The sequence below is a fragment of the Legionella sp. PC1000 genome, from assembly GCF_014109805.1.
Taxonomy (GTDB): domain Bacteria; phylum Pseudomonadota; class Gammaproteobacteria; order Legionellales; family Legionellaceae; genus Legionella; species Legionella resiliens.
Genome location: NZ_CP059400.1, coordinates 3,244,750 through 3,258,839 on the forward strand (window position 1 = coordinate 3,244,750; position 14,090 = coordinate 3,258,839).

The window sequence follows — 14,090 nt, forward strand, 5'->3', positions numbered from 1 at the left end:
TACTGTCAAGTTTTTGTTCCCTGACTTTGCCAATACTTTGCGATTGTGGACCTAATTAATATCTCCGACTATCCTGCCAGTCTCGATAAATCATTAGTCAATGCAATAAACATTAGAGCGGCTAATAGCAATAAACCTAAATAGGCCCCTGCAGATTTTAAATTATCAGATACAGGCTTGCGTCGAATTGCTTCCAATACATAATACAGTAAATGCCCACCATCCAGCATAGGTATGGGTAACAGATTTAATGCACCCAAGCTGATGCTCACCAAAGCAAGAAAAAATAAATAGGAAGTTAATCCACTGCGCCCAGAATAACCTGCTCCTTGAGCAATACCCACTGGGCCACTAATGCTATTTAATCCCAATTTTCCGGTAACCAACCTACCCATTAAAGTAAATGTAGTAGCGGTCAATTGCACGGTCTGCTTTAATGCGGTCCCTACGGCAGTTAAGGGGTCTTGTTTTTCCAAACGCAACCAATGTTCTGGCCAATTGACCTTTTGTGACCGAACTCCTAAGAACCCTTCTATTTTCCCTTTATTTTCCTGGCTACCAGTTTGTACCACAATTTTTTGTATGTTGCCTTTTCTATTAATAGAGAGAATCACTTGTTTCGCTGGCCGTTCCTGCACGTAACTCACCAAAAACAACCAGTCGTTAAAAGGCTTTCCATCCACGCTTAATATCTTATCGCCATTTTCTAATCCTGCTTTTGCTGCTGGGGAATTGGGGACGACTTCACCAACTATAGGAGGAATTGAAGGAATAAAAGGCTCAATCCCTAAACTTTGGAGCGGATCTGGCTTTTTACTATCCAATTGCCAATTAACCAAAGGTAAAGAAACTTGACGCAGATGTCCATCGACCATAGATTTCAACGTTAATTGGATCGTTTCCTGAGAACCTACAAGCGGCATGATTGCATACTGAAAATCGCGCCAGCTGTTGATCTGAGTATCATTGAGCGCAACAATTTCTTCTTTGGCATGTATTCCAGCATGGGCCGCAATACTATTAGGTTTCACCGATTCAATCATAGGCGCTAAAGACTGCATTCCTATAACCAATACCCACCATAAAGCGACAAAAGCGAAAAGAAAATTAAAAAAAGGACCTGCCAGCACGATTGCAGTTCTTTTCCAAAGAGATTGATTATTAAAGGCTAAATGACGTTCGTTCTCGGCAACATCTCCTTCAGATTCGTCAAGCATTTTGACATAACCGCCAAGAGGAAACAGAGACCAAGCATATTCTGTTCCTTTTTTATCGCGCCAATGCGCCAAAATGGGACCAAAACCAAAAGAAAAACGTAGTACTTTGACACCGCACCAACGTGCCACCTGAAAATGACCATACTCATGGACTGTAACCAATAAGACTAGGGCCAAAAGAAAATACAGCAATGTTGAAAGCATAGCGCAATCCCAAATGAAGTATGCTCGAGAATTACTCTCCTAAAATTCTCCGAGATTTAGATAAAAGTTCTTTCCTGCTATTTCACACTCACAAATAAAGTGAGTCCGAAATAAAATAAAGGTAAAGCTGCAATTAAACTGTCCAAACGGTCTAAAATACCCCCATGACCAGGAATAATAGCGCCTGTATCTTTTAAATGACAACGACGCTTCAATATACTGATGAATAAATCACCAAAGATCGCAATAATTATAGTACATATGGCTAAAACGAACCAATGAACCGCGGCAGTTGGATTAAAATAACCATAGCCAATCCAAGCAACAAGCATAGAAAAAATAACGCCGCCAACAACCCCTTCCCACGACTTTCCTGGACTAACACGCGGAATTAATTTATGTTTTCCTAGAAGCTTTCCACTAATATAAGCCCCTGTATCTGAAACCCAAATTAAAAACAATAAATAAACAAGTAAGGCTTTACCATGAGGCAAATAATATAAGTGAATCAGGCTTTGCACGAATAAGGGTAAGAGCACCAGACATACACCCGCTACAATAACAGGATAACCCCAATACTTCTGAGAGCTGGGGAACCAAAGAATAGCAAGAATATTTAAAGCCCAAATAATTAATCCTGCATATAACCAATAAGAAAAAAGATAATTACATGCCCACAAACAAAAAAACATCAACACAAAAAATCCAGCTTGAAAAGTCCAATTTTTCAAGGGAATTAATTGAAAACACTCTCTGCTTGCAGCAAAAAAAACAAGCAAAACTATTCCTGCCAAAAGCCACTGATTGCCATAAAAAATAAGCCATAAAACCAAGGGCACTAAAATCAGAGTTGTAATTAAGCGCTGCAAGAACATAATTTTGCCCTTCTTAATGTGAAAAATGAATTAGGAAATTTGCCCAAATCTTCTTTTTCTTTTATTAAATGAAGCTAAAGCCAACTCAAGTTCATGTTCACCGAAGTCCGGCCAATGAACCTCGCTAAAATATAGCTCTGTATAAGCAAGCTGCCAGAGGAAAAAATTACTAATTCGCAATTCACCGCTGGTGCGTATAAATAAATCAGGATCGGGTAACCCTTCCGTATCCAAATAATGAGCAAAATTGGTTTCGTTTATCTCTTCTATAGACAATTCACCATTCAATACAGAGAGGGCTATTTTTTTTGCTGCATTTACCAAATCCCATTTACCACCATAATTTACAACTACATTTAAAATTAATTGCTCATTATTTGCCGTCAAAAGTTCCGCTTCTTGCATTTGCTTTTGCAACACAGGTGAAAGCACACTACGGTCTCCAGTAAATCGCATGCGTATTCCGTGCTGATTCAATTCAAAAATTTCCTTTCGCAAGGACTCCAGAAATAGCTCCATTAAAAAATTAACTTCCTCTGCCGGCCTGCACCAGTTTTCAGAGCTAAAAGCAAATAAGCTAAGACAAGGAATTCCTTTAGCCATGCAGCAGCGAATCATTTTTTTTACTGACTCAACGCCCGCTTTATGACCTTCAATTCGGGGCAGCCCCCTACTTTCAGCCCAACGACCGTTTCCATCCATAATAATGGCAACATGCTGAGGTTTTTGTTCCAAACTACTCTTCCCAATCTAATAAATGGTGCATAGTCTAACCTTTTTAATACAAAATTGTCACTATTCACTCTTGTAAGTTAATAATGTAATACACTATTTTAGAAAAAAAATACCATATCAATGAGTGGTAGGCATACCTTAATTTTAACAGCTTAATGAACTATGAGAGAAGTGAATACATTACGAAATACCTGCTAAATAATGTATAATCCACCCACCAGATTTGACTGTATTCTACGGAGAATTGCATGCAAAAAAAAGCAACCTTGTTGCTCATGATCTTAGATGGCTGGGGCTATAATGAAAATAATAAACATAATGCTATTGCCCAAGCCAACACACCTCAATGGGATGAATGGTGGAACAGTTGTCCCCATATTCTTTTGCAAGCATCGGGGTTTGCCGTGGGTTTACCTGATGCACAAATGGGTAATTCAGAAGTAGGACATATGCATATTGGTGCAGGTAGAGTAATACAACAAGATTACACGCGCATTAACGAAAGCATAAAGAATGGAGAATTTGCCAATAACCCAGTTTTCCATGATGTAATTTCCACATTGCAAAAAACTGAAAAATCGTTACACATCATGGGGTTGTTTTCCCCAGGAGGCGTTCACAGTCACGAACATCATTTATTTGCCCTACTCAACTTATGTGCCCAGCACAAGTTTACTTCTGTATATTTGCATTTATTTTTAGATGGGCGAGACACTCCGCCGCAAAGTGTGTTACCAAGCTTGGCGCGCCTCAATGCAGAGTTAAAAACACATCCGGTAGCCCGCGTGTGTTCGATTAGCGGACGCTATTATGCTATGGACAGAGACAATCGTTGGGAAAGAATAGAGCCAGTCTATACTTTATTAACTCAAGGCAAGAGTGAGCATCATTTTTCGGATGCAGAAACAGCGATAAAGTCTTATTATCAACAAGAGCTGTCTGATGAATTCATACCACCCACTCTTATAGGCAAAGAGAAAGCAATCGAAGATGGCGATGCTATTTTCTTCTTTAATTTTCGAGCAGACAGAGCCCGACAATTAACTGCGGCCTTTATTGATCCCGCATTTAAAAAATTCAACCGGGCCGTACAACCTCGATTATCTTATTTTGTCAGTATGACTCAATACGATAAAAAATTGCCCACGACCCAAGCCTTCCCTCCTATTCTTTTAAATAACACTTTAGGAGAAGTTCTCGCAGCCCATGGCTTAAGTCAATTACGCATTGCAGAAACAGAAAAATATGCCCATGTTACTTTTTTCTTCAATGGTGGAAATGAAAATGTTTTTACTCACGAAGAAAGGATCTTGATTGCATCCCCCAAAGTTACCACATATGATTTACAGCCTGAAATGAGCGCACCCCAATTAACAGAATGCTTGGTCGAGGCAATTAACAGTCATGCTTATGATGTCATTATTTGTAATTATGCCAATGCCGATATGGTAGGACATAGCGGGGATTTTAAAGCTACAATTCGCGCAATAGAATGCCTTGATCAATGCATGAGTAAAGTCTGGAATGCACTGGAAAAACAAGGTGGAAAATTACTCATTACAGCGGATCATGGTAATGCGGAAGAAATGTTTGACGAAACAACGCGTCAAGCACATACTGCTCATACTAGTGAACCTGTACCCTTAGTATACGTCGGTGGTCATTGGCATTTTTCCCGAAACGAAGGCAGCTTAATTGACATCGCGCCAACCATGCTGGCTTTACTAGGAATTACTCCTCCCGTGGAAATGACAGGTCATCAATTGTTAGAAAAAGATACTCATGAATAAACGGAATTACACTGTTTCTTTTAACTTATGTTGCTCTGATGTTAAAAATTACTGCGTTTACAGTTCTAGAACAATCAGAGAACAATTAAAATTTAATAGCAGGCCTCTTTCGAAACTTGCGAAAGAAGTGAAAAGGGCTATGAAGCGCAGAACCGCAGTGTGTACACCAATACAGAATTCAGTCATTTTATCGACGAAGCAATCCTCTTCTGGAGCAAACTTTCGAAAGATGTCTGCAGGATGGAATCGTACCATCTATGTTACCGGATTGGTTTTTTGCATGCTGTTCTGCTTTGAAGTGCATGCAAAGTCGACTTCCACCGTACTGCAAACACAAAATAAATTAAAGCAATTGGACGCGCAAATTAACACCCTTCAACGAACCTTAAACTCAGCCCATGATAAACGAGGTGTTTTAAATAAGGAATTGTCAGAAACGGAAAAGCAAATTGGTGAAGGAATTCACAAGCTGCATTCCATCCAGGATGACATTAAGAATAAAGAAAATAGAATTACTGACTTACAAAATCAAGTAAATCAATTAAATCAACAGCTGATTACCCAACAACAATTATTAGCCAATCATGTACGTGCTCGTTATCAAATGGGTGAATATCAGCCGCTTAAATTACTGCTGAATCAGGATGATCCCAATAAAGTGAGTCGGATTCTAACGTACTATCAATATATTGTTAAATCACGACAACAACTTATTGATAAAATTGATAAAACACGAATGAGTCTCAGTGAGAGTAAAGAAAAACTCCGGGTAGAACTTATTGCGAACAAACAACTAAAAACAGAGCTTACTCAGCATCAGCAACTACTGCAACAAAATAAAAGTTATCATACTGCTTTAATTCAATCACTGAATCATGAAATTCAAGATAATCAAAACACCTTGCGCGAGGTGCGAAAAAATAAAGAGAATTTAGCACGCCTGCTCAAGTCATTAGCGCAACAAAGTAGTACCCCCACAAGCAAACCTTTTAACCAACCAAGCAAGCCCTTTAGTCAGATGCGCAAAAAATTGCCGGTTCCGATCCAGGGTCAGGGCCATTCTCTACGTAAAATGAACCAGGGAGTGACATTTTTTGCCGAGGAAGGAACAGTAGTTACTGCCGTTTACTCCGGGAAAGTAGTATTTAGCGATTGGCTTAAAGGATATGGTTTACTTCTTATCATTGATCACGGTCAAGGTTTTATGACTTTATACGCCCATAACCAATCTTTATTTAAAAGCAAAGGCCAATATGTCCATCAAAATGAACAAATTGCAAGCGTAGGACATACCGGCGGAATTAAACAAAACGGTCTATACTTTGAAATAAGACTAAAGGGAAAAGCTATTCCACCACTTAATTGGTTGTCGTAGATTAACCCTGGCACCTTAATTGCATTTCAAAAATTATAATAAAGAAGATGGCTTATTTTGTAGCCTTGCATCTGAGGAGATCGCTATGTTGATAAGAAAATTATATCCATACTCGCTTGCGATAGTATATGCGTTTACTCTTATGTTCCCTCTGACAAGTTTTGCAGAAGATGAGGTGGATACAGATACTTCAACAAGCTCCAGTACTTCTAAAGCGGTTCCTTTAGAAGATGTGCAACGATTTTCTAATGCCATAGGCGAAATTAAAAAATACTACGTTAAACCGATTGACGATAAAGAACTTTTTGATAATGCCATTCGTGGGATGCTGAGTGGCCTTGATCCACACTCCAGTTACTTGGATGAAGAAGAATTTAAAGACTTGCAAACATCAACAAGCGGTGAATTTGGTGGCTTAGGGTTAGAAGTTACCATGGAAGATGGCGTGGTTAAAGTAGTTACTCCTCTGGTTGACACCCCAGCTTTTAAAGCAGGGATCAAATCTGGCGACTACATTATTAAATTAGGAAAAGAATCCGTTCAAGGTCTTTCTCTTAAAGATGCAGTCAACCTTATGCGTGGTAAAGCTGGAAGTACCATCCAATTGACTGTACTACGTAAAGGGGTAAATAAAGCACTTACTTTTGATTTAATACGCGAAATTATTCAAATTAAAAGTGTACAAAGCAAAATACTTGCTCCAGGATATGGTTACATTCGCTTAACTCAATTCCAAGCATTGACTGGAAAAGATATGTTACAAGCCATTGATAGATTAAAACAACAATCTGGAGGGGATTTAAAAGGTTTAATACTGGATTTACGTAACAACCCAGGAGGATTGCTTGATTCAGCAATTCAGGTTTCTGATGCATTTCTTGGTAAAGACAAATCAGGTAAGCCAGAAACAATTGTCTCAACTAAAGGACGTTTGCCTGGGTCGGACTTTACTGCCATAGCTAAGGGAGTTGATATCTTACATAATGCCCCAATGGTAGTATTAATTAATAATGGTTCTGCATCTGCGGCCGAAATTGTTGCCGGAGCGCTCAAAGACAATAAAAGAGCGGTTATTCTTGGTACAACAAGCTTTGGCAAAGGTTCAGTACAAACCGTATTGCCACTGGATGATAAAACCGGGATTAAGTTAACTACCGCTCTTTATTACACCCCATCAGGAACATCAATTCAAGCTCAAGGAATTATACCTGATATCGTGGTTAATGAGGTGGAGATTCCTAAAACTGCTGCGAAATCTTCTGAACTCACTGGATTTAGTGAAGCAAGTCTTAATGGGCATTTAGTGAATAAGAATAATTCGGAAACCATAAAACCTAAAGACGTCAAAGCACAAATTGATGAGTTAATGCATAATGATTATCAACTCTATGCTGCTTTAACCGTCTTGGAGGGTATGGCTTTAGCTAACAGATAATTAGCCCTTGAGCGGGAAAAGGAGTCAAAAGGAGTTGATTTAAACCAACTCACTGAGGCTCCTCTTCTTTTATAGAGTAAAAATTGTTGCCCGGATGCAGGCAACTAGCAAATCTGAGTAATTTAAATAGGATTAGGCTGTAAGTATTTGCTTCTTATAAGAAACACCATTTTTATTTAAATTAAATGTACCCATTACCCCTATCCCAGATTCAAGCGCCAACAAATGTGTTGCAATCGCCTGACTGGAAAAATCAGGATAAGTTTTCAAAGCAAGCAAAGCACTCCTGTGGAGCAGGTGGAATATATCAAAAGCATAACCTGCTTCACTGGTAGGATGACTAAGGTATTCTTGTTTATATTGATCAATAAATTCTGGTTTCATTGATTTAGTCAAGACAGCAGACTGTTTGTGATTAGGGCTTTGTGCCTGAAAATTATTCTTCCCATCCGCAATTATTGAGTCATCGGTGAGGCAAAAATGAATAATATTATTTTTTTTCGCTAAAGGTGCAACTAAAGCGCCGCTTTCAGCTCCTTCAGTCAGTAAGATATTAATATGATGTGCCTCGATAAATTTTTGCACAGTTTTTGCTGCATGAACATTACTTAGCATTTTATCCAGAGTATAAAACTCATAGTTAATCTCCGAGGATGATAACTGCTCGCGCGCAATTTCCATTGCTCCCAGCATATTTCTACCAATAAAAGCAGATTCATTGGAAAAGGGAGCATAAATCCCAACATTGATTGTCATTTTGGTTTTATCTTGAGCTTTGTCCAAACCAGATGCCGCTTCACAAAAACTTACTGCTGTTAGCAATACTAAAAAGGCACCTAAGAAAGTATAAATTTTTGATAAAAAATAATTCATATTCATCATCCTAATTGATTAGACTCTATATTAATCTCATTTAAACGAATGTTGAGCTCTTTTTCCTACAGGCCCAATACCCGCTTTTCTACTCTCCTGATAGTCACTGCATAGTAAGGGCTCATTTGATTGCCCAAAGAACAGTAAAATTATTTTGCTATGAATAGAATCCAAATACAATGGTTGGGATTTAATAATAATTGTGCGATAATCCCATAAAATTGACATATTTTCGAATACAATGAACTATATTAAATCAATTGCACTTCTGACCAGCCTATTTTTTTTCTCTTTTGCTCAAGCGAATGTTCAATCCTATTTTGATCAAATAAAGAATGATCCCAATGCCTTATATGCCTTTTTTAAGAATATGCCTAAAGGTGGAGAGTTACATTATCATTTAGCTGGGGGTGCATATCCAGAAGTCATGCTGGAACTCGCATCTAAAGATAATTATTGCTTGAATCCAACCAATTGGGCAATCAGTAAAAACCCTGCAATCTGTCATGGTATAGATACTAAAGATCTGTTTAATCATCCTGAACTCTATGCAAATACCGTCAAAAGTTGGTCTATGAAAGATTTTGTTCCAGGGAAAGAATCTGGGCATGATCATTTTTTCAGCTCGTTCTACAAATTCAATGCAATAGTGGCTGATCATCACCCTGAATTAGTCGCAGCAGTGCTGCAAACGGCAGCGCAACAAAATGAACACTACATGGAATTAATGATTTTACCGGATAACGCTCATTCAGCCAGCTTCGGTGATATGCTTAAAAATACAACTTCGTTTAGCCAAAAAAGAAAGCTTTTATTAGCTAACCAGGATTTTCAGGGTAATATCAATTATACTGCAGTAGAGTCTAATCGAATACTGCAACAAGCTCACCAGGAATTAGGCTGTGATACTAATCCAGAAAAGAAAGCCTGCCAAATCAAAGTTAAATTTTTGTATTATTCACTTAGAGAACAATCTTTAGATAACCTTTTTGCACAAACTCTGAATGCTTTTGAAGCAGTAAGCCAATCCATGGAAAGTAAAGGTGCGCTTGTTGGTGTTAATTTAGTACAGCCTGAAGATGGTATTATTTCTTTACGCGACTATCGCAAACAGATGCAAATGTATCAGTATCTACACGGGGTATACCCACAGGTCAATATTGCATTGCATGCAGGTGAATTAACTCAGGAAATAGTTACTCCAGAAGAGTTGGATTATCACATTCATGATGCACTTTTTACTGGTCAAGCGCAAAGGGTTGGGCATGGGGTAGATATTGCCCATGAAAATAATGTGAAGAACACTTTAAATTACATGGCTAAGCATCATAAGCCGGTAGAAATTAATCTAATTAGTAACCTTAAAATATTAAAAGTTGCAGGTCGCAGCCATCCGTTGAATTTTTATCTTAAGCATCATGTTCCTGTTGTTTTATCTACTGATGATGAAGGTATCTTGCGAACCAATTTAAGCCAGCAATATGTAGAAGCCGCATTGAATCATGATCTGGATTATCAAACCCTAAAGCAAATCAATAGAAATGCACTAACTTATGCATTTTTACCTGGAAACAGCATATGGTCTGATGCAGAAAAAGCCCAATTGATCCCCGATTGCCAGGATTTAGAGAGTAAAGGCTGCCAGCAGTTTATAAAAGCAAACGAGAAAGCACAATTGCAGTGGAATTTAGAACAAAAATTACGTGCGTTTGAAAATAAATTTTAGATATCTATTTTTTGTGGCCTAAAAGAGTAAAGCGTAACCCGGGGAAAATATCTATATCTAGACTAAAAAAACCCGGGTTACGCTTGGCGACACCCAGGCTACACTGTTCATTTATGCAAACCGATACGAATTAAATTTTGAATGGATCTCGTAAAATAATCGTCGAATCACGTTCTGGGCCGGTTGATAATATATCAATAGGTACCTTGAGCAGATTTTCTATTCGTTTTATATAGGCAAGAGCATTCGCAGGTAAATCATTTATATTCGTAATATCAGCAGTAGATTCTTGCCAGCCTGGCATTTCTTCGTAAACAGGCTCTAAACCTTGAAAATCAGCGGCTGATTGGGGGGGGCGAGAAATTAAATTACCTGTTTCATCTTTATAAGCCACAGCAATGCGCAATATATCTAATTTATCCAGAACATCCAGTTTGGTGATGCATAATCCCGTAATACTATTTAACTCAATTGAATGTTTTAAAAGAACTGCATCAAACCATCCACAGCGCCTAGGTCTTCCAGTAACAGCCCCAAACTCCTGCCCACGTTCAGCAATCTGTTTACCCACTTCATCAAAAAGCTCGGTTGGGAAAGGACCACCGCCAACACGTGTAGTATAAGCTTTAGTAATCCCTAAAATATAGTCAAGGTATTTGGGACCAAATCCCGCACCATTAACTACCGAACCCACACAAGTATTCGATGAAGTAACAAAAGGATACGTGCCATGATCAATGTCCAGATAGACCCCTTGCGCTCCTTCAAATAAAATATTATCCCCTTGCTCTCTATGATCATGCAAACAAGCAGAAACATCACAAACCATTGGGCGTAATTCCTTAGCCCAGTGTAAAGCAGAATCCAATAAAGGGTTAAGATCCACAGCTGACTGCTTGAAATATTGAGTTAAAATAAAGTTATAGTATTCCAAAAGATCGATCAATTTTTTTTCAAAACGCTGTGGATGAAATAAATCGCTGACCTTTATCGCACGACGGGCAATTTTGTCTTCATACGCGGGACCTATACCACGTCCGGTTGTACCAATCGCTGAGTCTCCCATATGTGCTTCACGTGCTTTATCCATAGCAACATGACAAGGGAGTATCAGCGGGCAAGCCATACTAATACGTAAGCGGGAACGGACATCAATTCCACTTTGTTCTAATTCTTTAATTTCTCCCAATAGAGCATCGGGCGAAAGAACTACACCATTTGCAATGTAGCATGTGACGTGAGGTCTTAACATGCCAGAGGGAATAAGGCGAAGAACCGTTTTCACCCCATTAATTTTTAAGGTATGACCTGCATTATGACCACCTTGATAACGGACAACAACCTGCGCATCGTGGGTTAATAAATCGACTATTTTACCCTTGCCTTCATCGCCCCACTGCGTTCCTAAAACAACAACATTTTTACCCATGATAAACCTTAATTTGCACAATGCTTGTTCGTCGCTCTAAATTGCGAATCACTAAAACCCAATTTCACTAAAAATAGTCACTACCCAACCCATGCAGGGTTTTCTTCTTAAAAGAAAAGATTCCGAAAATACGTGCGCATATCCGTTGATGTGATGCATTTTCAGAATATTTTTCACTCAACCTGCATTCAAATCTGGACGCTCGCCACGATTTTAGTACAGGGATGAATAGTTACCAAAATCTGACATTATAGTTACTTTTTAGCAGGTACACCATCATTTTTTGGTGCGGCCGTTTTAAAATAATCAAAAAATGCACTACTTTGATCCAGTACCAAAATATCTTTTCTACTGTTAAAACTCTCTTTATATGCGAGCAAGCTGCGATATAAAGCAAAAAAATCCTTATCTTTATTGTATGCCTCCGCATACATTGCTGCTGCGCGCGCTTTTCCAATAGCTCTTACCTTTTGGGCATTACTACGGGTTTTTGCTAACAAAACCATCACATCAGCGTCAGCCTTTGCTTTTATTTCTTCAGCAGCTGCCTGACCATCAGCACGATGCCTATTCGCAATTTTTTGCATGTCTGCACGCATGCGTTGATAAATTGCATTACTGGTATTGGCTGGCAACTCTATTCCTTTAATACGGACATCAACAACAATAATACCTAACCCACCTGCTTGCTTTTGGGCAGCCTGACGCAGTAACTCCATTAAATCGTCACGACCACCAGATACTACTTCGGGAATGGTACGTTTACCGAACTGAGCACGCAATAATGTGTTTAATTGTTGTTCCAATAATGTTTCTGCTTTAAATTCACTGCCGCCAGTTGATTTAAAATACTGGGCCAAATCAGTAATTTGCCATTTAACATAATAATCAACCATTACGTCCTTTTTTTCCTTGGTAACAATTCGGGTTGATTTAATATCCATTGTCTGAATACGAGTATCAAAAATGCGCACATTTTCGATAAACGGTATTTTAAAATGCAATCCAGGTTTTAAGACTTTAACTTTATTAGTCGACTCATCATTGACCAGACGACCTAAACGTAAAAGAATACCTTGCTGCCCTTGTGTTATGGTAAACACACTGGTCAATAAAAAGAGAAGTATTAAAAAGATCAAAATACCAAGGGTTCTACCCATCGTTTTCATTATTCATTTCTCCCTTGTCGATAAACAGGTCTAGTAAATTCACGACCATCGACCAAATTCTCTGTCTCGCTGGTTTCATCACCTTCAACATTGCCATTTTTTGCGATTTCATGCGGGAAACCTGATGTTTTTTCGAACAATTTATCCAAAGGTAAATACAACAAATTACCTGATTTGCTATCAACAATGATCTTACTGCTCTGACTTAATACTTGTTGCATTGTTTCCAAATACATACGTTCTGCTGTAACTATTGGGGCCGCAGTATATTGAGGCAGCAAGGCTAAGAATTCAGAAACCTGTCCTTGGGCCTTCAGCACAACCTGTTTGGAATAGGCTTCTGCCTCTTGCTGGATACGACTCGCCTTTCCTTCCGCAATCGGTACCACTTTCGCCGCATAGGCATAAGCTTGTTCTTTAAAGCGTTTTTCATCTTCCTGTGCCTTAATCGCATCGTCAAAAGCATCTTGCACACTTTCAGGCGCACGTGCTGGTTGGGGTGAGACATTAACAATCACAATACCTGTTTTATATAAATCCAATGTCTTTATCAAAGTATCTTGTACTGTGTTACCCCAAACTTCACGTCCTTCAGTAATCATTTGATCTAACGTAGTTGTTCCGACTACTTGTCTTAGAGCACTTGAAGTGGCTTGTTGCAAACTTTCTTCGGGATTAGCTACATTAAATAAATAATCCTCAAGATCGCCAATGCGGTATTGTACAGCTAAAGACACGGAAACCAGATTTTCATCACGGGTAAGCATTTGTCCAGAATAGGAATAATCCAAAACTCTATCCACATTCATGATAATTTTGGAAGAAACAATTCTTGGTATCCAATGTGGTCCTGGCCCCACAGTTTCAACATATTTGCCAAAACGAAGAATAACCGCTTGCTCCGCAGGATCAACAATAAAGATGCCAGAAAGTACCCAAAGGATAAAAGCAATTAAGATAACAACGAGAGTTACCAAACCACCATTTGATTTTTTGGACGGCTCATTACCTGTTTTAGCAGAACCACCTCCAAAGAACTTCTTCAATTTGTCATGAACACGTTTAAGAGCGTCATCCAAATCTGGAGGCTGATTTTTACCCTTCCAGGGATCTTTGCCTTTATCTGGCTCATTCCACCCCATGTACTACTCTCCTGGCAAATTCTATGAAAACTAGAATTCTATGGGGTATATGAAGTTTAAGCAAGTTCTCCGGGTGTAATTAACTCAATATGGATTCTTAATTTTTTCACAGAGCATGAA

At 38.7% G+C, this 14,090-nt stretch carries 11 protein-coding genes; 4 read left to right on the plus strand and 7 right to left on the minus strand.

Annotated features, from left to right (window positions below):
- Window positions 1-68: 68 nt before the first annotated feature.
- The 3 genes from rseP to uppS all read right to left on the minus strand — a co-directional run bounded on the left by rseP (window position 69) and on the right by uppS (window position 2,998).
- Entirely contained in the window at window positions 69-1,421 is a 1,353-nt protein-coding gene (rseP, locus tag FOLKNPGA_RS14190; protein ID WP_182350508.1) for an RIP metalloprotease RseP, read from the minus strand.
- Between the two features lie 77 nt (window positions 1,422-1,498).
- A complete protein-coding gene (locus tag FOLKNPGA_RS14195; RefSeq protein ID WP_182350509.1) occupies window positions 1,499-2,296 on the minus strand; it encodes a CDP-archaeol synthase in 798 nt (265 codons plus the stop codon).
- A 30-nt stretch (window positions 2,297-2,326) separates the two neighbouring features.
- Window positions 2,327-2,998 carry a polyprenyl diphosphate synthase gene (gene uppS, locus FOLKNPGA_RS14200; protein WP_232891336.1) on the minus strand — a complete coding sequence of 224 codons (672 nt, stop codon included), beginning with the start codon at window positions 2,996-2,998 and terminating at the stop codon, window positions 2,327-2,329.
- 281 nt (window positions 2,999-3,279) lie between these two features.
- Here uppS and gpmI point away from each other — a divergent pair, with 281 nt between their 5' ends.
- The 3 genes from gpmI (at window position 3,280) to FOLKNPGA_RS14215 (ending at window position 7,631) form a co-directional block, all read left to right on the plus strand.
- A complete protein-coding gene (gene gpmI / locus FOLKNPGA_RS14205; protein ID WP_182350513.1) occupies window positions 3,280-4,821 on the plus strand; it encodes a 2,3-bisphosphoglycerate-independent phosphoglycerate mutase in 1,542 nt (513 codons plus the stop codon).
- Between the two features lie 229 nt (window positions 4,822-5,050).
- On the plus strand, window positions 5,051-6,196 hold the full coding sequence (locus FOLKNPGA_RS14210; RefSeq protein ID WP_182352876.1) for a murein hydrolase activator EnvC: 1,146 nt from the start codon (window positions 5,051-5,053) through the stop codon (window positions 6,194-6,196).
- Between the two features lie 85 nt (window positions 6,197-6,281).
- On the plus strand, window positions 6,282-7,631 hold the full coding sequence (locus tag FOLKNPGA_RS14215; RefSeq protein WP_182350514.1) for a S41 family peptidase: 1,350 nt from the start codon (window positions 6,282-6,284) through the stop codon (window positions 7,629-7,631).
- Between the two features lie 132 nt (window positions 7,632-7,763).
- Here FOLKNPGA_RS14215 and FOLKNPGA_RS14220 read toward each other — a convergent pair whose 3' ends face one another.
- A complete protein-coding gene (locus FOLKNPGA_RS14220) occupies window positions 7,764-8,504 on the minus strand; it encodes a branched-chain amino acid ABC transporter substrate-binding protein (RefSeq protein WP_182350515.1) in 741 nt (246 codons plus the stop codon).
- 241 nt (window positions 8,505-8,745) lie between these two features.
- Between FOLKNPGA_RS14220 and FOLKNPGA_RS14225 the strand changes: the two genes are divergently transcribed.
- The gene (locus FOLKNPGA_RS14225) at window positions 8,746-10,230 is read left to right on the plus strand and encodes an adenosine deaminase (protein ID WP_182350517.1); all 1,485 of its coding nucleotides are present in this window, start codon (window positions 8,746-8,748) and stop codon (window positions 10,228-10,230) included.
- A gap of 130 nt (window positions 10,231-10,360) precedes the next feature.
- Here FOLKNPGA_RS14225 and FOLKNPGA_RS14230 read toward each other — a convergent pair whose 3' ends face one another.
- From FOLKNPGA_RS14230 to hflK, 3 genes are all read right to left on the minus strand, one after another.
- The gene (locus FOLKNPGA_RS14230) at window positions 10,361-11,659 is read right to left on the minus strand and encodes an adenylosuccinate synthase (RefSeq protein WP_182350518.1); all 1,299 of its coding nucleotides are present in this window, start codon (window positions 11,657-11,659) and stop codon (window positions 10,361-10,363) included.
- A 254-nt stretch (window positions 11,660-11,913) separates the two neighbouring features.
- Window positions 11,914-12,828, minus strand: a complete 915-nt coding sequence (gene hflC / locus FOLKNPGA_RS14235) for a protease modulator HflC (RefSeq protein ID WP_182350519.1) — start codon at window positions 12,826-12,828, stop codon at window positions 11,914-11,916.
- Window positions 12,828-13,970 (minus strand): FtsH protease activity modulator HflK, encoded by a 1,143-nt coding sequence (gene hflK, locus FOLKNPGA_RS14240; RefSeq protein WP_182350520.1) that lies wholly within the window; start codon window positions 13,968-13,970, stop codon window positions 12,828-12,830. Before hflK ends, hflC begins: the two co-directional genes overlap by 1 nt.
- Between the last annotated feature and the right edge of the window lie 120 nt (window positions 13,971-14,090).